This is a genomic window from Streptomyces sp. NPDC001914, assembly GCF_042891215.1.
Lineage (GTDB): Bacteria > Actinomycetota > Actinomycetes > Streptomycetales > Streptomycetaceae > Streptomyces.
This window is the reverse complement of sequence record NZ_JBIASW010000002.1, coordinates 924504-949258: the sequence shown is the minus strand read 5'-3', so window position 1 is coordinate 949258 and position 24755 is coordinate 924504. Positions and strand designations below refer to the sequence as shown.

21 protein-coding genes and 1 tRNA gene are annotated in these 24755 nt (G+C 67.3%); 15 read left to right on the top strand and 7 right to left on the bottom strand.

What is annotated here, in order from left to right; all coding sequences use genetic code 11:
• The first annotated feature begins 1069 nt into the window (after window positions 1-1069).
• The 3 genes from ACFYYF_RS09220 (at window position 1070) to ACFYYF_RS09210 (ending at window position 3904) form a co-directional block, all read left to right on the top strand.
• Complete coding sequence (locus tag ACFYYF_RS09220; protein WP_388772932.1) at window positions 1070-2671, top strand: class I SAM-dependent DNA methyltransferase; 1602 nt, start codon at window positions 1070-1072, stop codon at window positions 2669-2671.
• A 6-nt stretch (window positions 2672-2677) separates the two neighbouring features.
• Entirely contained in the window at window positions 2678-3637 is a 960-nt protein-coding gene (locus ACFYYF_RS09215; protein ID WP_351437371.1) for a hypothetical protein, read from the top strand.
• A 193-nt stretch (window positions 3638-3830) separates the two neighbouring features.
• Window positions 3831-3904: transfer RNA gene (locus ACFYYF_RS09210), tRNA-Met, on the top strand.
• A 134-nt stretch (window positions 3905-4038) separates the two neighbouring features.
• Here ACFYYF_RS09210 and ACFYYF_RS09205 read toward each other — a convergent pair.
• Window positions 4039-6213: an AIPR family protein gene (locus tag ACFYYF_RS09205; protein ID WP_388772929.1), complete on the bottom strand. Its 2175-nt coding sequence runs from the start codon at window positions 6211-6213 to the stop codon at window positions 4039-4041.
• Window positions 6214-7158: 945 nt separating this feature from the next.
• On the opposite strand from ACFYYF_RS09205, the gene ACFYYF_RS09200 reads away from it, so the two are divergent.
• The gene (locus ACFYYF_RS09200) at window positions 7159-7992 is read left to right on the top strand and encodes a hypothetical protein (RefSeq protein WP_388772926.1); all 834 of its coding nucleotides are present in this window, start codon (window positions 7159-7161) and stop codon (window positions 7990-7992) included.
• Between the two features lie 96 nt (window positions 7993-8088).
• Here the strand turns inward: ACFYYF_RS09200 and ACFYYF_RS09195 are convergent, their stop codons facing one another.
• The gene (locus ACFYYF_RS09195; protein WP_388772923.1) at window positions 8089-8745 is read right to left on the bottom strand and encodes a DUF6308 family protein; all 657 of its coding nucleotides are present in this window, start codon (window positions 8743-8745) and stop codon (window positions 8089-8091) included.
• Between the two features lie 531 nt (window positions 8746-9276).
• Between ACFYYF_RS09195 and ACFYYF_RS09190 the strand changes: the two genes are divergently transcribed.
• From ACFYYF_RS09190 to ACFYYF_RS09180, 3 genes are all read left to right on the top strand, one after another.
• Complete coding sequence (locus ACFYYF_RS09190; protein ID WP_388772921.1) at window positions 9277-9993, top strand: DUF3592 domain-containing protein; 717 nt, start codon at window positions 9277-9279, stop codon at window positions 9991-9993.
• 311 nt (window positions 9994-10304) lie between these two features.
• The gene (locus ACFYYF_RS09185; protein ID WP_388772919.1) at window positions 10305-10910 is read left to right on the top strand and encodes an RNA polymerase sigma factor; all 606 of its coding nucleotides are present in this window, start codon (window positions 10305-10307) and stop codon (window positions 10908-10910) included.
• 2 nt (window positions 10911-10912) lie between these two features.
• Window positions 10913-11878: a CU044_5270 family protein gene (locus ACFYYF_RS09180; protein WP_388772916.1), complete on the top strand. Its 966-nt coding sequence runs from the start codon at window positions 10913-10915 to the stop codon at window positions 11876-11878.
• A gap of 177 nt (window positions 11879-12055) precedes the next feature.
• Here ACFYYF_RS09180 and ACFYYF_RS09175 read toward each other — a convergent pair whose 3' ends face one another.
• The 3 genes from ACFYYF_RS09175 to ACFYYF_RS09165 form a co-directional block, all read right to left on the bottom strand.
• Window positions 12056-12799 (bottom strand): hypothetical protein, encoded by a 744-nt coding sequence (locus tag ACFYYF_RS09175; protein WP_388772914.1) that lies wholly within the window; start codon window positions 12797-12799, stop codon window positions 12056-12058.
• Window positions 12789-13175 carry a hypothetical protein gene (locus ACFYYF_RS09170; RefSeq protein WP_388772911.1) on the bottom strand — a complete coding sequence of 129 codons (387 nt, stop codon included), beginning with the start codon at window positions 13173-13175 and terminating at the stop codon, window positions 12789-12791. The genes ACFYYF_RS09175 and ACFYYF_RS09170 overlap by 11 nt, the downstream gene beginning before the upstream one ends.
• 295 nt (window positions 13176-13470) lie before the next feature.
• Window positions 13471-13857: a hypothetical protein gene (locus ACFYYF_RS09165; protein ID WP_388772909.1), complete on the bottom strand. Its 387-nt coding sequence runs from the start codon at window positions 13855-13857 to the stop codon at window positions 13471-13473.
• Between the two features lie 215 nt (window positions 13858-14072).
• On the opposite strand from ACFYYF_RS09165, the gene ACFYYF_RS09160 reads away from it, so the two are divergent.
• A complete protein-coding gene (locus ACFYYF_RS09160; RefSeq protein ID WP_388772906.1) occupies window positions 14073-14537 on the top strand; it encodes a hypothetical protein in 465 nt (154 codons plus the stop codon).
• Between the two features lie 22 nt (window positions 14538-14559).
• Here the strand turns inward: ACFYYF_RS09160 and ACFYYF_RS09155 are convergent, their stop codons facing one another.
• On the bottom strand, window positions 14560-15714 hold the full coding sequence (locus ACFYYF_RS09155; protein WP_388773008.1) for a Ku protein: 1155 nt from the start codon (window positions 15712-15714) through the stop codon (window positions 14560-14562).
• Between the two features lie 53 nt (window positions 15715-15767).
• Here ACFYYF_RS09155 and ligD point away from each other — a divergent pair, with 53 nt between their 5' ends.
• Window positions 15768-16649: a non-homologous end-joining DNA ligase gene (gene ligD, locus ACFYYF_RS09150; RefSeq protein WP_388772904.1), complete on the top strand. Its 882-nt coding sequence runs from the start codon at window positions 15768-15770 to the stop codon at window positions 16647-16649.
• A 226-nt stretch (window positions 16650-16875) separates the two neighbouring features.
• On the opposite strand, the gene ACFYYF_RS09145 is transcribed toward ligD, so the two are convergent.
• Window positions 16876-17679: a nuclease-related domain-containing protein gene (locus tag ACFYYF_RS09145; protein WP_388772902.1), complete on the bottom strand. Its 804-nt coding sequence runs from the start codon at window positions 17677-17679 to the stop codon at window positions 16876-16878.
• 99 nt (window positions 17680-17778) lie between these two features.
• On the opposite strand from ACFYYF_RS09145, the gene ACFYYF_RS09140 reads away from it, so the two are divergent.
• The 6 genes from ACFYYF_RS09140 to ACFYYF_RS09115 all read left to right on the top strand — a co-directional run bounded on the left by ACFYYF_RS09140 (window position 17779) and on the right by ACFYYF_RS09115 (window position 24696).
• Window positions 17779-18285: a protein phosphatase gene (locus ACFYYF_RS09140; protein WP_388772899.1), complete on the top strand. Its 507-nt coding sequence runs from the start codon at window positions 17779-17781 to the stop codon at window positions 18283-18285.
• Between the two features lie 229 nt (window positions 18286-18514).
• Entirely contained in the window at window positions 18515-19618 is a 1104-nt protein-coding gene (locus ACFYYF_RS09135) for a hypothetical protein (protein WP_388772896.1), read from the top strand.
• The gene (locus tag ACFYYF_RS09130; RefSeq protein ID WP_388772894.1) at window positions 19615-20865 is read left to right on the top strand and encodes an ATP-binding protein; all 1251 of its coding nucleotides are present in this window, start codon (window positions 19615-19617) and stop codon (window positions 20863-20865) included. The genes ACFYYF_RS09135 and ACFYYF_RS09130 overlap by 4 nt, the downstream gene beginning before the upstream one ends.
• 128 nt (window positions 20866-20993) lie before the next feature.
• Entirely contained in the window at window positions 20994-21773 is a 780-nt protein-coding gene (locus ACFYYF_RS09125) for an SH3 domain-containing protein (protein ID WP_388772892.1), read from the top strand.
• Window positions 21774-21865: 92 nt separating this feature from the next.
• Window positions 21866-23242, top strand: a complete 1377-nt coding sequence (locus tag ACFYYF_RS09120) for an FtsW/RodA/SpoVE family cell cycle protein (protein WP_388772889.1) — start codon at window positions 21866-21868, stop codon at window positions 23240-23242.
• Window positions 23239-24696, top strand: a complete 1458-nt coding sequence (locus ACFYYF_RS09115) for a penicillin-binding transpeptidase domain-containing protein (RefSeq protein WP_388772886.1) — start codon at window positions 23239-23241, stop codon at window positions 24694-24696. Before ACFYYF_RS09120 ends, ACFYYF_RS09115 begins: the two co-directional genes overlap by 4 nt.
• Window positions 24697-24755: the final 59 nt, after the last annotated feature.

Sequence of the window (24755 nt, the reverse complement as noted above, 5' to 3'; positions counted from 1 at the left end):
ACACGCGCCGCAACGACACGCACAGAAAAGCCGATCACGGCCACCGTCAACCATCAGCTGGGATCGAACTGTCAAGCATCACCCGGGATCGGACACCAGTACAAGGGCGTCATGCGGCCAAACTTTCCCTACTTCATCAAGGCTCGCTGCGCTCGCTCGTCCGGCGGCCAACGGCGCTTGTCGATCACCGCCAACCCGACCGCCGCACACTCCGCCCAAGCGCATCAACGGCCACATACGGCCCGCATGCCACCGCCACCACGATCCGGCCTCAGGAGGGGAAAAGCACAACTGCGGCCGGGCCTCAACGCCCCGCTTCCGGGGCCACGCCGCGCCCCCTCCACCCGGCTGCCTACACAAGTAGGTCGAATCAACCGAGGGCCGCACCACGCGCGGCGGCGCCGGCCGGTCGCCGCCGCGCCGCCTCAATGTCTCCGCCACCGGCCGCACGTCGCCGCCCGTCCGTCGCCGCACACAGCGGCCACATTCCAACACGGGCACGGGGACGAACCGTGATCCCCAACGGTGCAGGTCAAAGACGCTTTGTGTTCCCGAAAGAGGCCGGATCGTGGTGGCGGTGGCATGCGGGCCGACGCTGCCAGATGCGCGGGCGTTCGTACGGCCCGCTGATCCCGCACCAGGCCACCGACCGGACGGCGAGCGCGGCCATGAGAGTGGAGAACCCCGCTGTGGCTGGGGCGGTCGGCTCCACGACTTTAGCCAGCCACTTTGGCGCGAGCCTCGAAGATCATGGCCCCAACGTCGTGCTTTACCGGGCAGGTCCACAGACTGCCCGACGCGCCGGAAGCTTACGGGGCCATGATCACTCGCGCCAAAGCAGCTCCCGACCAAAGTCGCTGCGCCGACCTCAGAGCTACGGTGTCACCCTGAGTCGATGACTGTTTCACTCTTCGCATGCGCACTCACGAACCGGGGGACGCCTCAAGAACAACACCGGGCAGTGGTGCTTCCCCTGCCCTATGACACGTCAGCGCATCAGATGATCTGACCCTAGAAGCAGAAACCGGCACCCAGCCTTGTTGTCAGTCACAGCCGATACAGTGGCGCCGTGACTGACGAAGCTGCCTCCTCCCGTACTCCCAGCGGCCCTGAACACCAGCAAGTACGCCTCCCCATCCTCAGGGAGCTCATCGAGTCTGGTTGGGATCAAGGCCAGATCCAGTGGAAGCCCGAGTGGAGAGTGCCGCAGTCACCTCACGACGCCGCAAAGCGAGAGGGTGGTAAATCCTTCGCCAGCTGGCCTGTAGACATGGCCATCTTTGATGACACCCAGCATGTCGGTGACTGGGAACACATTCTCGTAATCTGCGAATTCAAGCAACCCACTCTCACGGAAGGCATCTCTCAGCTCGAGATCTATTTGGCTCGTGAACCTCGAGCTCGAATGGGCTACTGGTCCAATGGCTCCGACGATGTGCGCGTATATAAGCTTCCGGATGGCACATTCAAGAATCTACGAAACAAGGGAATCCCTCGACCAGGGGAAAATTTCTCCCAGCCATCGGAACGCCCCCTGGCATATCGCGACTTGATCACCCCGCGACCGGGTCAACTACGCGCCACATTCAAAAGTCTACTTGACGCTGTTGTGGCGCGCGACAGCCAGTCCACTCGGTCAGAAGCGCAACTCAATGAGTTGTGTAATCTTCTTTTGCTAAAGCTTGAGTCAGATTCCGTCGCCTCTTACGACAACGCCAAACCTGTAGCATTTCAGCTCTCCCCGCAAGGGGAGGAAACAACTGCCCGCTCAATGAAAGAGCAATTCACAAGTCTCAAGAAGATGCGACCTGAGGTGTTCGCCGAGCACCGCGAAGAAGGCATCAATCTCGATGACCACACTATTCACGAAGTAGTGTACGAGCTTTCTGGATTGAACCTGCTGGACGTCCGCCCCGAGGCCATTTCTTCGGCATTCCAAGTATTTCGACGAGCCAACCTTAAAGCGGGCGAAGGCCAGTATTTCACCCCCCAGCGAGTAATTTCTGCAGCCGTCAAGATGATGGATATTCGGCTGGAAGACAAGATTATCGACCCGGCATGCGGTACCGGAGGCTTCCTTACGGAATCCTTCCTCTCTCTGGTCAAAGAGATCCCTGAAGAAAAATCTGCGCAGGCACGTACATGGGCGCACCGACAAGTATATGGCGTCGACAAAGACTCGATCAATATCAAACTAACGCGGGCCATCATGGTTGGGCTTGGGGATGGTTCCGTAAATGTTCACATCGGCGACTCGATAAGAGAAGACCGCTGGGCTAAGGACTATCCGCATCTTCAGCAGCCTCTGAGCGATGAGTCCTTCACCGTCGTCATCACCAATCCTCCCTTTGGCAAGAACCTTAAGGTGAGCAAAATTGATGCACGGCGCAACAATTACACCATCGCCGCGGCCGCTAGCCGAAAGCCAGGAGACTACGTCGATCTAGAGATCGGCCTCATTTTCCTTGAACGGTCATATCGACTGCTCATGAAGGGGGGCCGGCTGGGTATCGTGCTGCCGGAAACTTACTTCTTCTCACCAACCTACAAGTGGCTACCCGCCTGGCTGGAAGAGCGTTTTACGCTGAGGGGCGTACTTAACATCCCCATGGAAGCCTTCCAAGGCTTCTGTCGCGCAAAGACAAATTTCTACGTCTTCGAGAAGAAGTGATTCACGATGCCTCACAAACCAGCATGGTTCCGCGATGGTCAGGTGTTCGTCTCATACGCGCCAACGGTGGGAATCAATAAAGACGGCGAGGAGCTCTACGTCGTCGATGCCGAAACGGGCATGCGGACGACGGAGATTGACGACCAGATCAAAAATGACGTCACTGCCCTGGTCGACAAATTCGAAGTCACAGACACCAGTCGATGGGTTGGACTGGATGACTTGGGCGGCCAACTTCTAGCCGTTCCGAACTACTTCGACGAGCGATCTATTCGCGATTTTCATCGACTGATGGATTCACCCGAGTTCGAGGGATTCGAACAGCAGACAATCGGCGAACTGGTCGAGTCTGAGATGCTTGAATCGATGCATGGTCACGGAAGCCCCTCAGCAGACTTCCGGACCGGACATGTTCCGTACATCAAGGTATCCGACATCCGAGCAGGCCAGATAAACATTAACCCGACCAATCGAGTTCCAGATGTGGTCGCAGAGAGGTTTTGGAAAGGGCAGGAATCGGGACTCGAGCCTTTCGACCTCATCACCCCGATCAGGACTAGCAAGAACATTGGCGAATTCGCACTCGTCATGCCAGGACAAGAACGCGTCGTCCTGACAAAGGAAGTCCTAGTTCTTCGCGCTTCCGAAGATGCCCCGTTTGACAATTTCTACCTGCTCTGGGCAATGACCCTGAAGGCAGTTCGGCGCCAATGGGACAGAATCGTCTTCATGCAAACAAATCGCGAGGACGTAGGGAAGCGCTACCAAGAAATTCTCTTGCCGGTCCCCCCCAGCAGGGATGTCGCCGACAAGTACTCGGAAGCCTTTCGTAACTACTACCTCGGAACTCAGAAGCTCAGAGATGATTTCCTGAAGTACTTGGCGGGGGAAGACAAGCATTACATCTTCATGGCGTCTGCAGTTGCAGCAGTTGACGACATCGTAGACGTGGACGAAACCGACTAGATCCCGCGCTTCAGTACCCGCTCCAGCCGCCACCCTGGCTGCACCGACTAGCAAACATCATTCAGGTCCTGCAGGGTTGGTGGGTTGGACACCATCCGCCAACAGTCGTTGTTGAGTGCTTCCCCGCGCCACTGGAGGCGATCGAAGCACGTGTGCTTCCAGTCGTCGGGATGGCGTACACTGGTTGCAACGACGCGGGGTGGAGCAGCTCGGTAGCTCGCTGGGCTCATAACCCAGAGGTCGCAGGTTCAAATCCTGTCCCCGCTACTCAGGGCTAGAGGCCGGAACTCGGATTCACGAGTTCCGGCCTCTAGTTATTCGCCTACCCTTGCCAGAATGCCCCGAAGTGTAGTGGCAGTCGGGATACCCGGTAGATCACGATACTGGCCACTGTGAGAGAGTCACACCTCGCGCTCCTCGAGACCGTCCGCCCCGCCAGGCGAGTCGCCGGCTGCCGACCCGTCCAAAGCTGTGCGTTCGGCTACCACCTGCCGTGCTTCCTGAGCGATGTCGACGAGGGAACCCTTCCCCGGGACGTGCCAGTACCGCGTTCCCTGGACCTGCTGGTCATTGCCCATGGCTTGACGCCGCATCTCGCGTACCAACGTCGACGGCGCGTAAGCCGTCCCGTCCGCACCCCATACAAGGGGCCTACTCTTGTGGTTACGCCACACTGCCTTTGCCCGCTGCGGCTCCTCTTCAAGCCAGCGAGGCAGCTGCCTGCGTTCCGGGGTGGTGACGGGACGGAACTCCAAGATCGTGCCGTCGGGGATCGAGTCCGCATTCACGATTGACCATACTGCTCGCGTGGAGTAATTTCCCGAGCTTCCAGGCTCACGGTCTACCCTGGAGTCAGCATCGGTGGGAGGCTCCTCCGCGCTACGCACCCGCTCGTAGAGCCCGCTAGCCACCCGCTCTGCTCGTTCGGCAGTTCGTACTGTCGCGCTTATCTGGCTGTTCTTTCCATAAGCGCCATCGATGACAATCACAAGCCATCCGAGCGCTTTCCTTACGCGCTCCCGGACCTCAGTAAATCTGGCGTCCCATGCGGCTTTCGCTCCTTCTGTTTCAACGTCAATGTCGTGTGTGTCCATCGTTTGAAAAAGGACGTGGGTCAGCAACAAGTCACCGTGGGCTGCTGCGCCGGCCATTCGACCAACCAGATTTTCCTGCTCATCAGCCAGGGCTTTACGCACCAATCTGAGGAGGCAGACGCATCGCCACACCCGGACGGCACTTGGCCTGTTTCCAAAAATCGGTCGGTAGTAGCGATTTTCCCAGAGAATCGAAGCATCTCGCTTTGCTCTGGCCGCAAATTCTGGGGACTCATGCGCTGCTGCTAGAGCTAGCGCTGCCTCAGTCATAGTGCAGCCCTCGACAGGCTTCGGGTCCGGCTCCCCTCGCTTGATCACATAGTTGAGTCCGAGTGACAGTGCAAAATCATGTCGCAGATCGAACTGTTCTGGACGACGCGATCGGAAATCTCGCTCTTCGGTCGGGTTTTGTGTATTCGCTGCGACGGTGATTCGATCACCGAATCCCTCAGGAGCTTCCTCGAGAGAGATGATACGCACTAGCACTCGACCACTGGTGGCCTTACCGGGCTTCTGCCGTACAGCTCGATAAATGGCACTAACAGTCTGAGCGCCATTGATTACACTGGCGCCTTCCAAGCGGAATCCTGAACCCACGCCGGAAGCAGGTGCGCCTTTACCATGCTTGCGTATGCGATCACAGATTAGCGTGATGCCGTTGCTCAAATACCAGAAATATTCCGGCTCTTTGACAAGCGTCGTTCGAATCTTTTCATTAACATCGCTCACATCGAGTGCGTCTCGAATATTCCGCGCTGTAAGGTGTCGCCCGTGTACCCCGTACCACTCAGCGATCTCCTCGGCTGATACGGTCCCGTAGTAAGCCAGGAAAGGGTCTGTCACCTTCCCTGCACCTTGGACTTGTACATCTAGGTCAACCTTGCGCTCACCATGCTCACCCAAAATTTCACGATGCAAGTCGCGCAAGTTTACGATCTTATAGTCAACCAGGTCGTCGTCCAGATTATGCTTACCGATCTCTTCTTCCAAGAGAGACCGAGTGTTTGGATGTAGATCCGTTCCCGTTACGAGCGCAAGAATAAGTGTGACTTTGGGAGACGGGCTATTCAGGGCAGAATCTATCGCGGCCGCGTGCCGATCGATTTTGCTGCCGAATCGATCGAACTCCAGCTCCAGTAGGTAGTCGAGGCCCCGGATGACCGCGGAGACATCGGCTTCACCGAAACCCGCTTCTCCCTTGTCATTCCACTTGGCCTGAATCAAGGCAACGTGCTGACGTTCGCCCTGCGGGTGCACGGCGACCGCATCGATTCCGCGATCTGTTTCGCAGTCGATCACTGCCCGAGCCGCTTCCTCGTCCGAACAGGCTGTCTCCATCTTCACAGCCAGTGCGGCAACCGCGCGGCTCAGGAAGGCGGACTGCTCATCTGGGCGTCCAGACCAATCCGACATGTCAACCAACGGCCTAAACCGCTCTTCGAGCTGCCTCTTGAGGTTACGCACCTGCACCGGGTACGCCATCGTCCCGCCCCCTTTTTCGCCCTGTGGATCCGCGTAGCTCCCCCTGTTAACCCAGACACTATGAGACTACGCAGGATTGCGCTATCTGTATCACGGGGAGTGCTACGCACGTGGACCATCCGTGGACGCGCTCAGACTGGCTTCGAAGCCTCGAGAGCCTGGTCGGTGGAACATCGCGACACTTCAAGGGCCCTCCGGAGCGGCGCGCCCGAACGATGCCATGAAGGACCATTTCGCGAGCTCGCACCGCCTGGCGATTGAAATTTGCACTCGCGGGTCGAAGGCGCAGGCGCCGGACGTAGAGGGCGCCGCAGCGGGCAATCGACGACAGTACTGAGAGGTGCGTCAGCTGACATCTCAGACCTCAGTCGAGTTGACCAAGGGGGGACGAATCCCGGTAGAGCATTGCCGAAAGGCCACCCTGCGCCGCACTGGGACATCTAACATCGACGCATGCGCACTTTTATCGCCTGCATCAAGGCGACGCACCGGTCCAATTGGGACATTTGTAAAAATACAGGAATTTGGGGTGTTCCCGGGGCGAGTAATAACGCCAAGAGGGCTGCCGAGATGGTCCGAGCGGGAGACGTGATATTCGTCTGGTTCGCAAATGGGTCATCGAAAGATGGCGGACTTAGGGCAAAGATCCAGGCGAGCGCGTCAGCGAGTACCACCAGGCGAGGTCCGTGGACCGACGCAGAAAGATACTCACACACCTTCCCAATGATGGTGGTGCGCGATTTGGGGATTTGCATCCCTGATAAATTTCCAGGAAATAAGAGGAGTGAAATCTTCGGAGTGCAAAATATTTGGCTAAATTGGGGATTCTGGCATGTCCAAGAGGAAGATGTGAGGGGAAACCTGGAGCAACCCTTCCGAGTGAAGCACGCCAGCATACCAACCATTCAAGGATCAGACCCTACACGTCCGCGGTGAGGGGGACTTATGCACGGCGAAATCTGCGACGGTTGGGTTCGCGCACTTCGTGGGCAGACGCTCTGTTTCACAGGCAGAGTACTCATTGACGGTGAATGGATAGTTCGCAAGTGCTGCGAGGAGACGGCTCACCAACTCGGCGCGAATTGTAAGTCTGACTTCTCTCGCAGGATAACTGTCGTCGTTCACGGCGACCTCGCGAGCCAGGCTGTGACTGACAAGCAGCGGCAGTACAGCAAGAAACTAGTAGGAGCGGCCAGGGAGCGCGATCGCGGATACCACATATGTGTTGTTGACGGCGACGGGTTCGCGGATCTGATCGAAGGGTACCCAGCACTCTGTCGAAAGCTACAGCGCGCTCAGGGCAGGGACGATCACGTATACGTCCTTCCTCGGCCCGGGGACGGAATCTTGGGGGGCCCACTACAGCGGCAGAGGGTCGGCCACCACGAGACTGATGCGTTGGCACTCGACCTCAGCCGCCTTGACAAAGGCACGGAGGCTCATGAAGCAACGGTCGCCGCACTTATCGATTACCTCGCTCGTGAGCAGGTCGAGGCCCGCGGGCATGCCCGCAATGCTCCGCGATTCGATGCGGGATGGTCGCGTGGTGATGAGGTGTTCATCGCTGAGGTCAAGAGCTTGACAGGTACGAGTGAAGATCAACAAATCCGGCTCGGGATCGGACAAATCCTCGACTACGCCCACCAACTGCAACCAACTCACGGTCGGATTAACCCCGTTCTTGTGCTGGAGAGACAGCCGATGAATCCTAGGTGGATCTCACTTGCAGAGGCCAACGGGATTCGGCTCACATGGGCCCCCGATTTCGCTGGCTGTTGAGGACGTCGCTGATGCTCCCAACTGCCGCGTGAGACGTGGGGGGGCGGGATGGCTCCGTCGCCACGGGGTCCGTCGGAGGTCAGCTGGGGCGTAGCCTCACGTGTCGCATCCGCTTGCCGTGTGCTCCCAAATAATGATGTCTGCCGCTCGAAGAAGGCTGAGAGGCCTCTCGTCAGGCGTGCGGATGCGGACAATAAGGTCTTGGATCCAATCCCGGTGACGACGTAGGTCTGTTTGCAGGAGCGGCCACAAGCGGCGAGGAGTGTCCTTATAACCCCCGGGAACTGGCTTTTCCCCGAGATCGAACTGGTAGATACTGCTGTCGAAAATCGGCACCAGGGCAGGCCGCTTGCGGTGGAGGATCTTGGTAACGGCAACGGCCTTGAAGTCCAGCAGGCCCATACCGCCGGCTTCACCTGTAGCCACCAATGCTCGATCGACCAGGGACCAGGGTCCCGTGTAGGGATCCAGCGTCACGTCCAAGAAGTCCGCTGTCGCACACGCCCGGTCGGCAAGCACCGCTTCCATGGCTTGTAGGACTTCAGCCCCAGGACCGTCAGGACGAAACAACGGAACTACCTGCTTGTAGCCAATGCGAACACTCAGCAGGGCCGGCGCCAGACAGTCCAACGGGCTCAATCGTTCCGGATCGCCCTGCCAGTCATACGTGCGGAAGGCTCTGGGGCCCCGAGGATCTGTGTAGGTCTGAAGGTGCCTCTCCGCACAACCACGTAGTGATCCGACGGTTCTCACGCAGTCCCTCCCCACAGTCCCAATGACTCGCACAGCAATACCCCCGCCGTGGCCAGAGCAATGCTCATGCGCATGCTACGAGCTGTGGACTATGTGTGGACCGATGCTCATCTAAACGCCGTCTGCAAGGCTGTGACCTGACTCAATTCCTGGTAGTCAAGCTCCCTCCGGAGCCGTGTGCGCAGGTTCGAATCCTGCCGGGGGCACCCCTCATGAGGTGTCCAAAGACCCCGTCACCAGTGGAAACGCTGGGGCCGGGGTCACTGCGTATGCGCAGCCAGGTTTCGCATTAAGGGGTCTTGTGTCGGGGTCCGTGGACGAGTTGTGAGTCTGTTGGTGCAGGGCAGGACCGGGAACCCGCCCCTCCGGGCCAGGGCGTGGAGCCTTGCACGCAGTGTCGGGTTCCGCCGCAACCTCAGCGGTGGCCGGTGTGTCCTAGCTCTTAACGGCTGGGGGGCGCGGATGAGTGGGCGCAGGTTCGTACCGAGCGATGGTTTCGGGAAGTGGCGCCTTCTCGGTGGGTGGGGCTCGTTGGCGGGTGTTGCGGGCTTTGTGGTGTGGGTTGCTTTCGATCCGTTCGAGGTGACCTGGCAGCTGGTTTTCTGTGGGGTGGTGGTGGTATCCGCTGCGGGCGCCGGTGCGAGCTTGCTCTTGCGTCGGTGGGGGTGGGCTCGTCGTTGGGTCGGTCGCGTTCCGCCGCCGGGCCGCCGCGTGACCGGGGTGATCTCCAGGCTTCGTGTGCTGGCGCCGCTGCTGGAGCCCCGCTGGGCCAAGGCCCGGCTTGCTGCTGTGGGTTTCCTGGTGTTCGGCACCGTGGCCGGATACACGGGGTGGGAAGCCCGTCAGGAGGGCCAGATCGTGCAGAGCCTCCGGGAGCACGGGCGCAGGACCGACGCGACCGTAGTCGCCATTGCCGATCGGTCGGAGGAGGGGTGGGCGCTCTCCTTGACCGTGCGGTTCAGTACACCGTCCAGCAGCGTGCAAGCGGATATCGACGTCGGAGACGGCTCGGGAAGCGACGCCAAGCCCGGAGGCCGCGTTCCCATCGTCTACAACCCGTCGGACCCCACCAAGCTCCGCCACGCCGACCGGCTCGACGGATCCGAAGCCGACGGGATTCGACTGGGCTCTGTGGTGATCGGACTGCTCGCGGCCGGTTTTCTGGTGGGGGCCGCCCGCGCAGTGGTACGTGCGAAGGGGCATGCGGATGCGGGCAAGGCGCCGGACACTCCCGCCCCGCCGGCCTGAACGCCACGACGACATTCGCGATCACGATTTTAGACTCCTGCGCGGGGCGCTGCCGGAGGTCGCCGCGGTCCGCTCGCCGGCCGCGCGGTTCTGAAGGAGTGCTGCAGCCTGCGCATGCCGGTCGGTGCACCCGCTCCGTAGGCCCCCGCGGACGAGGTGCGCGCGGGAGGCGTTGGACGGGGTGACTCTCTGATCGGGCGCTGGCGCCTTTTCATCTGTGGTGCGTCGGCTTTCCCCGAACCGTGAACCCTTTGGGAGGCATCGGGGAACAGCAGGTGACACGCACTCACCGATGAGTCAGGGGAAGCATTGTGAGCGGACCACCGCCGTCTTCGGTAGGGACGGAGGACGACGCGGAGATCGTCGCGCAGTCGTTGGAGCAGTCGGAGCTGTTCGCCCTGCTCTACGACCGCTATGCCCCCGACATCCACCGCTACGCGGCCCGTCGCCTCGGTGACGCCGCCGCCGACGACATCACCGCCGACACCTTCCTGGTCGCCTTCCGGATCCGGTCCCGCTACGACCGCACGCGCGCCAACGCGCGCCCCTGGCTGTACGGCATCGCCGGGAACCTCATCGGCAAGCAGCGCCGCGCCGAGGTGCGGGCGCTCAGGGCGCTCGCCCGCACCGGGCGCGACCCGCTCGCCGTGTCCGGGGGCGCGTTCTGGATCGAGGACGCCGACAGCCGGATCGCGGCGCAGGGTCCGCTGGCCGGTGCCCTCGCCGCACTGTCGGCGCCGGACCGGCACGTCCTGCTGCTGGTCGCCTGGGCCGAACTCACCTACCAGGAGGTCGCGGAGGCGTTGGGCATACCGGTCGGCACGGTTCGTTCGCGGCTCAACCGGGCGCGACGCAAGGTACGTACTGCGCTGGGTGCCGATCCCGCGTTCGTGACCGACGTGGCGGAGGTGGCGTAGCCATGGACGAGATGACCGAAGTGCGCGACCTGCGCGCCCACGTACAGGCACCCGACCGGGCCCGGCTCGCACCGGGGCGGGCGCGGCTCGCCGAGGCCGCGCGGGCCGGGGAGTCGCGCCGTGCGTCGTGGCGACGGCGGGAGTTCGCGATCGTCGCGGTCGTGGCCTCGGTGACCGCCGTCGCCGTCGCCGCCACCCTGCTGGTGGGCGGGAAGGGAACGGGACGCACGGTGCAGCCCGCGGCCACGCCCGGTGTGCGCTTCAAGGGGGTGAGCGCGGCCGAGTTCCTGCGGCAGGCCGCCGACGCGGTGCGGGTACAACAGGACGGCGCCGTACCGACGGCGAAGCAGTGGATCTACACCAAGTCGGCGCAGGAGCCCGCGGACAAGTCCCACGGCGCTCTGGGCGATCTCGAGAACTGGATCCGGTACGACGGCACCGCGAGCGCCTCCCGGTTGGGGGACCGGCCGCTCGACATCACCGAGATGCACCTGGAGAACGGAGGGGAGGGCGACGACCGCTCGGCGCGCGAGATGTACCGGGTCCTCACGGCGCTGCCCGCCGACGGCGAGGGGACGTTGAAGGCGCTCCGCGAGCAGAACGCCATCGCCGACTCCAAGGACGTCCCGCAGGCGCGCAACGACTACACGGAGATCAGCGTCCTGCTGTCGGCCGACGTGATGCCGGCCAAGGGCCTGGCCTCTCTGTACCGCGCCCTCGCACTCGTGCCGGGCGGAAAGGTCACCGGCCACCTGGTCGAGACCGCCGCCGGACGCCGGGTGATCGCCCTGGACTACAGCCGCGGGGAGAACCCCAAGACCGGCGAATCGATGCACGACCAGTGGCTGATCGACCCGGGGAACTACCGGATCGTCGGCATGCGGCTGGTCGAGGCGGACGGCAAGGTCCTCGGCGGCAACTCGGTCGTCACGAAGGCTGTGGTGGACCGGGCGGGCGACCGCGGCTGACCGACCCACGGTTCCGGCCGGGCGACCGCGGCTGACCAACCCATGGTTCCGGGCGGGCGACCGCGGCTGACCGACCCAGTTCCGGGCGGCCCGCACCACGGGGGCGGGCCGCCCGTCTCCCGCCCGGGTGGTGTCGGCGGTGAGCACCGCCGTGCCGCTCGGCTCCCCGTGTGACGGCTACTGGAGCATCAGTGACGCGCCCACCACCACGAGGACCGCGCCCGCTCCGGCGGCCAGTGGGGAGCGGGTGATGCCTGCTACTCCCAGTAGGCTGAGGCCCACCAAGGCGATTCCCAGGCCCCGTTGGGAGGCGGCGCTCAGGACCGTTTCCCCGTTCGGCGTGTCCTGGTTCGCGGTGCTGTTGAGGGTCAGGAGTTCGCCCAGGCCGATGTTCTGGTCCTGGGCCACGCCCTTCAGGGTGGTCACGTTCTGCGGCGGCACTCCTGCCGTGAGCATCAGGTTCTCCAGTACGGAGTCATCGAGCTGGCCCACGAGACCGGTCGCGAATTCCGTGTGGGAGTCGGCCACCGCGCCCAACGTGTCGATGCTGGCCGCGAGTTGGTCCGCGGCTCCCGCCTCCCGTTGCCACACCCTCGCGATGTTCTCCTGGAACGGCACCTGCTGAACGCTTTCCGCGATGCGGTCGGCCCGGGCCGCTTCCTCGTGCGAGACGCGCAGCGATACGACGGGCTTCTCGTCCCGCGCCTCGCGGCGCCCTTCGCGGGGCAGCACGTCGTCGGCCACGGCCGCGGACTGGACCGTCAGACCGAGCGTGACGACCGGTCTGTGCGCGAGGAACGCCTGGCGTTCGACGGATCCTCCCGGCCCGGGCGAACGGGCCTCCTCCGCGCGGGAGACGGCCCGGATCACCGCGGCGAGGAAATCGTCGACCCCGACGACCGGCTCATTCTCACGAGGCATGACGTTCTCCTGTCTGGGGCGGATCCGCCACCGTCACCTGTTCCGGCGTCGGCCACACCGTCGTGGTCACGACCTGCGGGCACCGGAAGCACGCCTCCGCGCCCTCCTGATGCCACCAGCGGCACGCGGCTCGCGCGTGACAACGAGGCAGGACCCCGATCACCGGCGGGAGCACCTCGGTGAGGCGCTTCGCCAGGGTGCAGTCCCGGCCGTCGAAGTGCCGGCAGCCGTCCTCCACGCACTCGGCCGAGAACCGGAACACCTCCGTCGGGAGGAGGTCTCCCGCCAGCGACGTGATCTCGGCGACAGCGGGAACCGGGCGTGCCACGTACCGGACCTCCGGTGCGTCCGCACTGCCCGCGAGGATTCCGAGCACCGTGCTCCCCGGCATGTCGGGTTGTGCGCTCGGGCAGCACCTTCTCCGTGCGTCGCTGGGCATCCGTGCGTCGCTGGGCATCCGTGCACTCCCGACCGGCCTTTGTCATGTGCGCACGCTCGAGGCAAACGCGCCGTCCTCATCGTGCGGCGACGCGCTGACCAGCCGCAACGGCAGTACGGCCGTTGGAGTGCCGCGCCTGCCCCGACGTCAGCGATGCCAGGAGAGTCGGCCCTGTCGAGTCCGGACCCGAGCCCGGTTTCGAGCCCGGTCCCGAGCCCGGTCCCGAGTCCGGCTACGCCGACGCCCGCCGGGCCTTGTTCACCAGTTGAGGCAACAGCACCGCGCCCGCCGTCGCCGCTCCCACCGCTCCCACCACTCCCGCGGCCAGGAACGCCCGGGACGAGCGCCAGGAGAGGACCGACCAGCGGGACTGGGCGGACAGGACGGAGCCCGTGCTCAGCCAGGAGCCGGCCGAGATCAGGGACAGCGAGGAGCCGATCGAGCCGATCGACAGGGCGCTTCCGATCGAACCCACCGACAGGGCCGACCCCACGGAGCCCACGGACAGGACCGATCCCACCGAGCCGATCGACAGCACGGAGTCCTTCGACCACAACGAGAGCACCGAACCATGGGAGGCGGAACCACGACCGACCTGTCGTACGGGCTTCTTTGTCATGGGGCCATCCTGCCCCCGGTTCCTCCGTCGCGGGCGATGACGCATCGCGCCGCTCCTCGCCCCGCCGTCGATCGGATCGTCCGCATGCAGGAGCGCGGTCTACCGACCCGGCCGTACGGAGGGCGCACGAGTGCCGCGGTCCGAGGGCATCGTGCGGTCGGGTGGGCATGCTCGTCCGGGGAAAGTGGTGCCGAGCGGTGGGGAGTTGAGGCGGGATGCGGTCCTGGTTGCGGCAAGGGATCTTCCAAGGGCCCCAGTCCCGGACCCATTTGGAGGCGCTCAAGAGGCTCCAGCCCGAGCCGCAGGACATGTACGCCCACGACTACCTGTACGGGTGCTTGAGCGTGCTGGACTCCAAGGCTCAGGTGCTGCTGGGCTACGACGGGTTCCTCGTGTCCGCCGCCACGGTCGTGCTGACCGTTCTTCCCGGTGGTGCCCCCTCGACGGCGCTTCTGGTCGCCGCCCTTGTCGCGAGTGGTCTGTCCGGGGCACTGAGCCTGACGGTCGTCTCCGTGCACTGGACCGACACTTACGATCTCGAACACCCGCAGGCCATCTTCCCGCGGCTGCTCGAGGTCCGTAATCGCCGGACCCTCCGCTACCGCCTCTCGTGGGGGATCGCTCAGATCGCCTCGGTCCTTCTGGTGTGCGGCGTTCTCGTGCATCTGCCGGGGTGGTAGCGGCGGCCGGCGGCTCCCTCCCTCACGCCGACGTCCGCTTGCCCGACGTCGTCCTCTTCGCCGACGTCTTCTTCGCCGCGGTCTTCTTCGCCGACGTCCGGGAAGCCGATGAAGCCGCTGAACCCGACGAAGCCGACGTCCGGGAAGTCGCCGTCCCGCTGGTCGACTTCGTCGTCCGTTTCTCCGGGGTCTTCTTCGCGGCCGTCCCGGTGGCCGGCTTCGTCGTCGACTTCCTGGCCGGCGTCTTCTTCGCCGCGGTCTTCTTCGCCGTCGACGTCGACTTCTTTCCGCCGACCTCCTTGGGTGCCGTACGAGACGGCCCCCGCCTCCGGGTCCCGCCGGACGGCAGTTCGGTGACCTCGGCGTCCCGGCCGCCTCCGGTGGTGTCCTCGCGGGACTGCCTGGCCGCGCGCACGCTCTTCTCCAGGGCCGCCATCAGGTCCAGCACCTTGCCGCCGTCCTCGTCCCCGGCGGGAGCGGCGGGCGCCTCGTGGCCCTCGGCCTTGGCGGTGACGAGTTCCTCGACGGCCTTGCGGTAGTCGTCGTGCAGGTCTTCGAGGTCGACCTCGCCGAGGGTGTCCATCAGGGCGTCCGCCAGGTCGAGTTCCTTGTCGCGGACCGTGACGGCGGTGTCCGGGGCGACCTCCTCGGTGGCCCGGATCTCGTCCGGCCAGAGCAGGCCGTGCATGGCGATCACGTCGTCGACGACCCGGAGCATGCCGAGCCGCTCCCGCCCCCGCAGCGCGAACTTCGCCACGGCGACCTTCTGGCTGCGCTTGAGGGCTTCGCGCAGCAGGATGTACGGCTTGGCGGCCGGGGCGCCGTTCGCGGCCAGGTAGTACGCCGTGTCCATCTGGAGCGGGTCGATGCGCTCCGCCGGGACGAAGGCCACGATCTCGATGGTCCGGGTGGTCGGCACGGGCAGCGAGGCCAGGTCCTCGTCCGTGATCGGGATCAGGGTCCCGTCCACGTCCTCGTACGCCTTGCCGATCTCGGCGGACGAGACCTCGCTGTCCTCCAGCTCGCACACCTTGCGGTAGCGGATGCGGCCGCCGTCGTCGAGGTGGATCTGGCGGAAGGAGATCGCGTGGCTCTCGGTGGCGTTCATGACCTTGATGGGGATGCTCACCAGGCCGAAGGAGATGGCGCCGTTCCAGATGGATCGCACGTGCAGCACCCTTCCGATCACTTTGAGCATGATATGTGCCGGTTTCGTGGGATTGTCATGGTATGACGCCGATCACGGAGGTGGAGGGCAGGAGGCTCGCGCTCACCAATCTCGACAAGGTCCTCCACCCGGCCACCGGGTTCACCAAGGGCGAGGTGCTGCACTACTACGCCACCGTCGCGGACGTCCTGCTCCCCCATCTGCGCGACCGGCCGGTCTCCTTCCTGCGCTATCCCGACGGGCCGGACGGGCAGGTCTTCTTCACCAAGAACGTCCCGCCCGGTACACCCGCCTGGGTCACCACGGCCGAGGTTCCGCGCACGGAGGGACCCGCGCGCATGGTCCTCGTCCAGGATCTGGCCTCGCTGATGTGGGCGGCGAACCTCGTGACGGAGTTCCACACGCCGCAGTGGACGATCGGTACGCCCGGCATCGCCGACCGGATCGTCTTCGACCTCGATCCGGGCGCTCCCGCCACTGTCGTGGAGTGCTGCGAGGTCGCGCTGTGGCTGCGCGAGCGGCTGGCGGCCGACGGGATCGAGGCGTACGCGAAGTCGTCCGGGTCGAAGGGGCTGCATCTGCTGGCCTCCGTCGCGCCGACGCCGTCCGCCGACGTCAGCGCGTACGCGAAGGAGCTGGCGGTGGAGGCGGAGCGGGCGCTCCCCCGCCGGGTCGTGCACCGGATGACGCGGAACCTGCGGCCGGGAAAGGTGTTCGTCGACTGGAGCCAGAACGCCGGCCGCAAGACGACCGCCACCCCCTACACGCTGAGGGCCCGGGAGGAGCCGACGGTGTCCGCTCCCGTGACCTGGGAGGAGGTCGAGGAGTGCGGGTCGCCGTCCCTGCTGGCCTTCCGGGCGACGGACATCCCGCCCCGCGTGCAGGAGTTCGGCGATCTCCTGGCTCCGCTGTTCGACCCGGAGCGCGCCCACCCGCTGCCGTGAACACAGCCGCCCTCGGGAGCGCCGGGTGCCGGCCGGCGGCACCGGGTGCGAACCGGGCGCCCCGTACGCACGGGGCGCCGCGTGCGAACCGGGGGCACCGCCTGCGTACGGGGCACCGCGTGCGAACCGGGGGCACCGCATACGTACCCGAGGCACCGCATGGGCACCGGGGGCACCGCATACCTACTGGCGGCCCCGCGCGCCTACCGCCGCCACCCGGCCGGTGTCACACCTTCAGCCACGTATGCCGGTCGCGGGCCATCGCGTGCAGGGCCTCCACGTCCGCCGGCTTCAGCACCCCGCCGAGCCGGGCGAGGCCCGGGAGGTCGGTGTCCCGCAGGACGCGGACCTCCCGGGGAGGCACCGGGACGTCCAGGCGGGCGGCGCCGACCACGGCGAGGACGGCGCGGACCTCGGCGGTCAGGGCGTGCGCGGCGCGGTCGGCGTCGGCGCGGACCCGGCGGAGCAGCGGGCGGGCATCGCGGCGGCCGACGGTGACCATCGGGCCGGTGACCACGACACGCTGCTTGTGGGCGGGCAGGGTGTGCAGGCAGAAGAGGCCGGCGGGGCCGATCAGCAGGTGGTGGACGCGGTCGCCGCCCGGGAGCGGGACCGAGTGCAGGGTGTGCCAGCCGCCGCCCTCCAGCCGGTCGAGGGCCGTGCCGACGGTCTGCTCGGCGGCGAGCGCGCGGCGGCGCGGGTCGGGGCGCAGCCGGTGCGCGGGGCCGGGGTCGCGGTCGAGGTCGATCAGCAGGGCCTCGCCGGCCCGGTTGGGGGCGAGGTCGTCGTCGGGGTGGAGTGCCAGTCGGGCCAGCTCGGCCGAGGTCGGGACGGGCGGCGGCCCGACGGTGACCGGGCCGGTCAGGAACGGGCGCAGAACGCCGAGCACGTCCTCGCGCCGGTCCTCGCTGAGCAGATTGACCCTGGCCGTGTCACGGTCGTACCAGGCGACGCTCCTCCCGTCGGTCAGGCACACGTACAGGCGCTCCTGTCCGTGCCGCCGGGCCGGTACGACGCGCAGTCCGTTCATGAGCCATCACCCCATGACCATGGGAACAGGCGGGGTGCTCCAGGGGCAAGAACCCGGTTACCTTTGGCAGGAGTTGGGGCGGTTGGGTGGGAGGCGCTGTTGCGAACTCGCAGAAGATATCCGGATGTTCCGACCCCGGACAGCCCGTGGAACGAGATCGTGCCCGGCCTGTGGATGGGCGGCCACGAGTTCGCGGGGCGTTCGGGGCAACCTCAATCCGTCGTCGTACATGACGAGTTCGACCTGGTTCTGACGCTGCTGCGGCAACCGGGGCACGGGCCCGATCCGGGGGTCGAGCATCACGTGTGGCCAATACCGGACGGGCCGCTGGACGGTACGCAGCTCACGGGGGTCATGCGGCTCGCGCGGGCCGCCGACGACGCGCTGGAGGACGGGCGGCGGGTGCTGGTCCGCTGCCTGCACGGGTACAACCGCTCGGGGCTGGTCATCGCGCACGCGCTCATCCTGGCGGGGCACGGCGCCGACGACGCGATACGGCTGATCCGGGCGCGGCGCTCGCCGTGGGCACTGCACAACGAGCTGTTCGTGGAGTACCTGCGGGCCGGGCTGCCCACGGCCCGCCTCCTAGAGGAACTCGCGGAGTAGGTCCGGGCGGCCGCACCGGGTTGTTTCGTACATGCGGAGAAAAGGGATTTCTGTATGAATAAGGAGTACGGGGCGGCCGGTCGTCCCGTGTCGTGCCCGGTCGTCCGGGGTGAGCCCGTCCACGGCGGGCGCACCCCGGACGGCCTCCTTTCCTTCTCCTTCGCCGGTCTCGTGCGGCGGGCGGCGCGGCAGCGCCCGCGGACGGGACCCGCCCGGACCCGGGAGCGCAGTGATCCACAGCCGCCTCGCGCGAGGGCTGCGCCTCCGGCCAGGGGGAACCGGCCGCCCGGGCGGGTCCGACCAGTCCGACCAGTCGGACCGGACCAGCGGGACCAGCCGGACCGGCGGGACCGGCGGGACCAGCCGGACCGGCGGGACCGGCGGGACCAGCCGGACCGGCGGGACCAGCCGGACCGGCGGGACCAGCCGGACCGGCGGGACCAGCGGGACCGGCGGGACCGGCCGAACCCTTCGAACCGCCCGGCCCCCGCGCGCCCTCCCCCGTGCCGTCGCCGCCGTCCTGGCCGCCGTCCTCGCGACCGCCCTGGCCGGCTGCGGCGACACCGGGGCCCTGCACGGCGCCGGCGCGACCCCCACCGCCGTCGGCCCGACCCGGCTGTGGCCGCAGCTCCCGCCCGCCGCGACGCCCGCGATCGACTACGGCGAGGCGGACACCGAGACGGTCGAGGGCGTCACGGCACCCGGCGACGACATCCGCGCCCTGGACCCGGTGACGGTCGTACGCGCCCAGGTCGCCGCCCATCCGAAGGAGTACACCGGACCGCACGCGGAGTACGCCGAGACGGCCCGGCTGCTCGCGGACTGCGGGCGGCCCGGCGCGCGGGGCAGGAGGTGCCCCGTCCTTCGCGCGTACTACCGCGACCTCACCGGCGACGGGAAGGCCGACATGGTGCTCGGCATCCGCTTCCCCGCCCACCAGCTGGCCGTACGCGTGTACACGTTCCTCGGCCACCGGCTGGTCCAGGTCATGGGGACCGCGGACAGTGTCGTCAGCGTGGAGCTGGCGGGCCGTGAGGTGATCATCCGCTCGCCCTCGACCCTGCCCGGATACGAGTTCCGTACGGTCTGGTCCTGGGACCCGCACCAGAACGCGATGCTGGCGACCCGCGACGAGATCCTGCGGGTCGGACCGCCGACGCCGACGGGCACGCCCGCCCCGACCCGGTCCCCTTCCGCGCGCCGGTCCTCCCCCGCGGTCCCCCCGGCACGCTCCCCCTCCGCGCACCAGGCCTCCCCCGCCGTCCCCCCGGCGCTCTCCCCGGCCGCGCACCGGGCCTCCCCGGCGCTCTTCCCGGCAGCGAGCACCCCATGAGACGGTCGCTGCGTCTGCCGCGCTGGACCGCCGGGCTCACCTGGAAGGCGGCCGCGTTCATCGCGGTGATGTGCTGCTGTCTCGTCGCCCTCCTCGGCGCCCTGGTGCACGTCTCGGTGACCGAACAGACCGTCGGCGAGGCCCGCGGCCGCGCGCTCGACCGGCTCGCCGACGTCACCACGGCCTACGAGTCGGGCGACCGGCTCCCACCGGACGCGGGCGTCGACCCTCCCGGGCTGCCCGCGCGGCTGCGGGAGCTCGCGGAGGACGGGAAGCGCGGCACGATGGTCGGCGAGCACGACACGCACCCCACGATGTGGGCGGCCGGACCCGCCGGCCCGGGGCGGCGCGCGCTGGCCGTCCGGTTCGACTACGCCCAGGGCGCGCACGCCATCGCCGCGCTGGACCGGGCGATCGTGTGGTCCTCGGCCCTCGCGATCGGCGTGACGCTGCTGGTCGGGGTGTTCGCGGTGACCCGGGTGACGCGCCGGCTGCACGCCACGGCGCGGGTGGCGCGGCGGATCAGCGCGGGCGACCTCGACGCGCGCGTCGACGACCCGCGCGCCCAGGACCCGACGCGCCCGCAGGACGAGGTGGCCGCGGTCGCCGACGCGCTCGACACGATGGCGTCGTCGTTGCAGGGCAAGCTGCTGAGCGAGCAGCGCTTCACCGCGGACGTGGCGCACGAGCTGCGCACTCCGCTGACCGGGCTGCACGCGGCGGCCGAACTGCTCCCGCCGGGGCGGCCGACGGAGCTGGTGCGCGACCGGGTGGCCACGCTGCGCACCCTCACCGAGGACCTGCTGGAGATCTCCCGGCTGGACTCCGGCGGCGAGCGTCTGGAGCTGGACTCGGAGCCACTGGTGCCGCTGGCGGAACGGGTGGTGCGCGCGTCGGGGACCGACACGGCCGTCCGGGTGGTGCGCGGCACGCGGGTGGAGACCGACCGGCGGCGGCTGGAGCGGGTGCTCGGGAACCTGGTGGCGAACGCCCACAAGCACGGCAGGGGGCCGGTGGTGCTGACCCTGGACGGCCCGGTCGTCACCGTACGGGACCACGGGGACGGCTTCCCCGGCTACCTCGTGGAGCACGGCCCGCAGCGCTTCCGTACCGAGGGCGGCGCGAGGGGCCACGGGCTCGGTCTGACCATCGCGGCCGGCCAGGCGGAGGTCCTGGGGGCGCGCCTGGAGTTCGGCAACGCCCCGGACGGCGGTGCTGTGGCGACGCTGACGCTCCCTCAGGACTAGAGCGGGTCGTTCGGATCACGCGGCGGGAGCCCGGGGTCTCCGATGGCGGTCTGTGAACTGCGCTCCCCGGATCACGCTCCTAATGTGGCGATAAGTCAGCTTCGCCCCCCTTCCTGGAGGAGCCCTCCATGTCCCTGCGGTCCACGTACACCCGAATCGGTATGGCCCTCGCCGCCGGCAGTCTCGCCCTCGGCGGCGCCGCCCCCGCCCTCGCCGACAACGACGGCGGCACCGGAAGCAGCGACAACCACCAGTGGAGCGACGGCACCGGCCAGTCGTGGACCAACGGCGGCGGCGGTGACGGCGGCGGCCAGCAGGGCACCGGAGGCGACGGGGGCGGTCAGAGCCAGTCGTGGAACAACGGCGGCGGCGGTGACGGCGGCGGCGGCGGCAACCAGAACTGGCACAACGGCGGTGGCGGGGGCGGTGACGGTGGTGACGGTGGTGACGGCGGGGGGAACCAGAACTGGAACAACGGCGGCGGCAACCAGACGTGGAACAACGGTGGTGGCGGCAACCAGAACTGGAACAACGGTGGCGGGGGCGGCGGAGGCGGTGACGGCCGCCAGCCGACGAACGGGAACGGGAACGGGAACGGCAACGGGAACGGCAACGGCAACGGCAACGGCAACGGCAACGGCAACGGCAACGGGAACAACCAGAACGATCCGCGGCTCTACCAGGGCCGGGTCACCGCCCGCGGCGGGCTGGCCCTGCGCAGCGCCCCCACCCGCGGCAGCCAGCTCATCCGGGTCGCCCGGCAGGGCGAGATCGTCTCCATCTTCTGCAAGACCCCCGGCGAGACCGTCGGCGGCAACCCGCTGTGGTACCTCCTGACGGACGGCACCTGGGCCTGGGGCGCCGCGCGCTACATCGACAACATCGGCCCGGCCCCCCGCTGGTGCTGACACCCCCCGCCGGTGCCGACACCCGGGACCCCGGCCCATGACGGGGCATCGGGTAACGGGACTTCGGGTCGCCCGCTTGCTACGTTCCGGACATGACCCTGCCCGGAATGTCCGGAACGGCCGTGGCGGCGGACCCGGCACCACCCGCTGAACGCCTGCCCAGGCGCCGTGGCATCGAGCTCGCCCTCATCGTCGTCGCCGTCCTGCTCTGCGTGTACGGCTACTGCGCCGTCGGCCTCGCCAAGCACGGCACCGTTCCGCCCGGCGCCGCCGGTTACGGCGCCGGGCTCGGCGTGCTCGCGCTCCTCGCGCATGTCGCCGTGCGCCTGCGCGCCCCGTACGCCGATCCGCTGCTGCTCCCCATCGCCGTCCTCCTCAACGGCCTGGGCCTGGTCCTGATCTACCGGCTCGACCTGGAGACCCCGGACGACCAGGCCGCTCCCATCCAGCTCATCTGGTCGACCCTCGGCGTCGCCTTCTTCATCGTCGTCGTGCTCTGCCTGCGCGACCACCGCGTCCTCCAGCGCTACACCTACGTGTCGGTGGTCGGCGCGCTCGCCCTGCTCGTCCTGCCGATCTTCTTCCCGGCGGTCAACGGCGCCCGCATCTGGATCCGGATCGCCGGATTCTCCATCCAGCCGGGCGAGTTCGCGAAGGTCCTGCTCGCCGTCTTCTTCGCCGGCTACCTCGCCGCCAACCGCAACGCCCTCGCCTACAGCGGCCGCCAGATCTGGCGGTTCCGGCGGCTCCAGCTGCCCACCGGCCGCGTACTGGGCCCGATCGTGACGATCTGGCTGCTCAGCGTCCTGGTCCTGGTCCTGGAGCGGGACCTCGGCACCTCGCTGCTCTTCTTCGGCCTGTTCGTGATCCTCCTCTACGTCGCCACCGGCCGCACCGGATGGATCGCCGTCGGGCTGCTGCTCGCCGGCGTCGGCGCGCTCGCCGTCGGCCGTCTCGAACCGCACGTGCACAGCCGGGTCGAGGACTGGCTCGCCCCCTTCGCCTCGATCACCGCGGGCCAGGGACCCAACCAACTCGCCCAGTCCCTCTTCGCGTTCGCGGCCGGAGGCATGCTCGGCACCGGCCTCGGGCTCGGCCAGTCGGTCCTCATCGGCTTCGCCGCCAAGTCCGACTTCATCCTCGCCACCGCGGGCGAGGAACTCGGACTGGCCGGCCTGTCCGCCGTCTTCCTCCTCTACGCCCTCCTCGTCGAACGCGGCTACCGCGCGGGCCTCGCGCTGCGCGACCCCTTCGGCCGGCTCCTCGCGATCGGCCTCGCCTCGATCGTGGCCCTCCAGGTCTTCGTCATCGCGGGAGGCGTGACCGGCCTGATCCCGCTGACCGGCATGGCGATGCCGTTCCTCGCGCAGGGCGGTTCCTCCGTCGTCACCAACTGGATCATCGTGGCCCTGCTGATCCGGATCAGCGACTGCGCCCGCGGTCAGTACGACGGGACCCCGGCGCCATGACCAAGTACATCCGCCGCGCCGCCGGACTGTGCGCCCTGCTGCTCGTGGCACTCCTGGTCAACGCCGCGCGCGTCCAGGTCGTCCAGGCACCGTCGTACGACCGCAACCCCGCCAACCGCCGTCCGGCGATCGCCCGTTACGGACAGCCGCGCGGGGACATCGTCGTCGAGGGCCGCACGGTCACCGGCTCCGAGGACACCGGCGGGCAGTTCCGCTACGAACGGACCTATCTGGACGGCCCGTTGTACGCGTCCGTCACCGGGTTCGCCTCACAGCTCTACGGGACCACCCTGCTGGAGGGCACCGAGGACGGCATCCTGTCCGGCAGCGATCCGATGCTCGCGCCGCTCCCCCTGCTGGGCGGCCTCACCCGGGCCCGTGGGACCGGCGGCAGCGTCGTCACGACCCTCGACGCGGCGGCGCAGCGGGCCGCCTACGAGGGGCTCGACGGCCGCCGGGGCGCGGTCGCCGCGATCGAGCCGTCCACCGGGCGGATCCTGGCCCTGGTCTCCACGCCGTCGTACGATCCCGGGCTGCTCTCCGGGACGGGGCCGGCCGCGTCCAGGGCGTGGGCGGGACTGAACGCCCAGGCCGACAAGCCGATGCTCAACCGGGCCGTCCGGCAGACGTATCCGCCGGGGTCGACGTTCAAGGTGCTGACCGCCGCCGCGGCGCTGGACTCCGGGGTCGTCGAGGACGTGGACGAGCCGACCAGGTCGCCGAACCCCTACCGGCTCCCCGGCACCACGACCAGGCTCACGAACGAGATCGAGGGCTGCGAGGACGCCTCCCTGCGGTACGCCTTCACCTGGTCCTGCAACACGGTCTTCGCGAAGCTCGGCGTCGACGTCGGGCTCGACGACATGACGCGGACCGCGGCGAACTTCGGCTTCAACGACCGCACGCTGCGCATCCCCTTCTCGGTGGCGCCCAGCAACTTCGATCTGCGGCTCGACCGCGCCCAGTTGGGGCTCTCCTCCATCGGTCAGTTCGACACGCGGGCGACTCCGTTGCAGATGGCGATGATCGCCGCGGCCGTCGCGGGTGACGGCACGGTCAAGAAGCCCTACCTGGTGGAGCGGACGACCTCGCGCGGCGGCGCGACCCTGACCACGACCGGTCCCCGGATCCTCCACCAGGCGATGAGCGCGTCCACCGCGCAGCGCATGCGGGAGCTGATGACCGACGTGGTGGAGAAGGGCACGGGAACGGTGGCCGCCATTCCCGGTGCCACCGTCGGCGGGAAGACCGGCACCGCCCAGCACGGTGTCGGCAACTCCGGTACGCCGTACGCCTGGTTCATCTCCTGGGCCCGTGCCGACGGCGCCATGGAGCCCGCGGTGGCCGTCGCGGTGGTCGTCGAGGACGCGGCGGCGAACCGGGGGGACATCACGGGGGGCGGGTTCGCGGGGCCCATCGCCCGGTCCGTGATGGAGGCCGTACTGGGATCGTGAGGCCGCCTTGCCGTCGGGGGACTCACCTTGTCGGGGGCATCGCTCCGTGAGCGGCCACC

Excerpts from the sequence above, each read along its gene's own strand:
- ACFYYF_RS09180 (WP_388772916.1), top strand. The coding sequence starts at position 10,913 with ATGGACGAGATGACCGAAGTGCGCGACCTGCGCGCCCACGTACAGGCA.
- ACFYYF_RS09205 (WP_388772929.1), bottom strand. The coding sequence starts at position 6,213 with ATGGCGTACCCGGTGCAGGTGCGTAACCTCAAGAGGCAGCTCGAAGAG.
- ligD (WP_388772904.1), top strand. The coding sequence starts at position 15,768 with ATGACGCCGATCACGGAGGTGGAGGGCAGGAGGCTCGCGCTCACCAAT.
- ACFYYF_RS09125 (WP_388772892.1), top strand. The coding sequence starts at position 20,994 with ATGTCCCTGCGGTCCACGTACACCCGAATCGGTATGGCCCTCGCCGCC.
- ACFYYF_RS09130 (WP_388772894.1), top strand. The coding sequence starts at position 19,615 with ATGAGACGGTCGCTGCGTCTGCCGCGCTGGACCGCCGGGCTCACCTGG.
- ACFYYF_RS09175 (WP_388772914.1), bottom strand. The coding sequence starts at position 12,799 with ATGCCTCGTGAGAATGAGCCGGTCGTCGGGGTCGACGATTTCCTCGCC.
- ACFYYF_RS09165 (WP_388772909.1), bottom strand. The coding sequence starts at position 13,857 with ATGACAAAGAAGCCCGTACGACAGGTCGGTCGTGGTTCCGCCTCCCAT.
- ACFYYF_RS09200 (WP_388772926.1), top strand. The coding sequence starts at position 7,159 with ATGCACGGCGAAATCTGCGACGGTTGGGTTCGCGCACTTCGTGGGCAG.
- ACFYYF_RS09160 (WP_388772906.1), top strand. The coding sequence starts at position 14,073 with ATGCGGTCCTGGTTGCGGCAAGGGATCTTCCAAGGGCCCCAGTCCCGG.
- ACFYYF_RS09115 (WP_388772886.1), top strand. The coding sequence starts at position 23,239 with ATGACCAAGTACATCCGCCGCGCCGCCGGACTGTGCGCCCTGCTGCTC.
- ACFYYF_RS09215 (WP_351437371.1), top strand. The coding sequence starts at position 2,678 with ATGCCTCACAAACCAGCATGGTTCCGCGATGGTCAGGTGTTCGTCTCA.
- ACFYYF_RS09145 (WP_388772902.1), bottom strand. The coding sequence starts at position 17,679 with ATGAACGGACTGCGCGTCGTACCGGCCCGGCGGCACGGACAGGAGCGC.
- ACFYYF_RS09120 (WP_388772889.1), top strand. The coding sequence starts at position 21,866 with ATGACCCTGCCCGGAATGTCCGGAACGGCCGTGGCGGCGGACCCGGCA.